Source organism: Leptotrichia sp. oral taxon 215 str. W9775 (genome assembly GCF_000469505.1).
GTDB lineage: Bacteria > Fusobacteriota > Fusobacteriia > Fusobacteriales > Leptotrichiaceae > Leptotrichia_A.
Genome location: NZ_KI272858.1, coordinates 1 through 830 on the forward strand (window position 1 = coordinate 1; position 830 = coordinate 830).

Below are 830 nucleotides of genomic sequence, written 5' to 3' on the forward strand. Positions count from 1 at the left end.
ATCCTGCTTGCAAGACAGGTTGGAGTTCCTTACATCGTAGTATTCTTAAACAAAGTTGACATGGTTGACGATGAAGAATTATTAGAACTAGTAGAAATGGAAGTAAGAGAACTTCTTACAGAATACTCATTCCCAGGAGACGACATACCTATAATAAAAGGATCGGCTTTAGGAGCATTAAACGGAGAAGCACAATGGGAAGACAGAATCATGGAATTAATGGATTCAGTAGACAGCTACATCCCAACACCTGAAAGACCAGTAGACCAGGCTTTCCTAATGCCAATTGAAGACGTGTTCACAATAACAGGAAGAGGAACAGTTGTAACAGGAAGAGTAGAAAGAGGAATCGTAAAAGTAGGAGAAGAAGTAGAAATAGTTGGAATCAAACCTACAGCAAAAACAACAGTAACAGGAGTAGAAATGTTCAGAAAGCTTCTTGATTCAGGACAGGCTGGAGATAACATAGGAGCATTATTAAGAGGAACTAAGAAAGAAGAAGTAGAAAGAGGACAAGTATTGGCTAAACCAGGATCAGTAAGTCCACATACATCATTCAAGTCAGAAGTATACGTACTGACAAAGGATGAAGGAGGAAGACATACACCATTCTTTACAGGATATAAGCCACAGTTCTATTTCAGAACAACTGACATAACTGGAGAAGTAAACTTACCAGAAGGTGTAGAAATGGTAATGCCTGGAGATAACATAGAAATGTCAGTAGAATTAATTCACCCAATCGCAATGGAAGAAGGATTAAGATTTGCGATAAGAGAAGGTGGAAGAACGGTAGCTTCTGGAGTTGTTGCAACTATCGTTAAGTAGTA

Annotated in this window: 1 protein-coding gene; it reads left to right on the top strand. The window is 38.7% G+C overall.

Annotation, left to right across the window (positions count from 1 at the left end):
* Positions 1–828, top strand: an 828-nt coding sequence (locus tag HMPREF1984_RS06795) for an elongation factor Tu (protein ID WP_021767210.1), incomplete at its 5' end; no start/stop codon positions are given.
* Between the last annotated feature and the right edge of the window lie 2 nt (positions 829–830).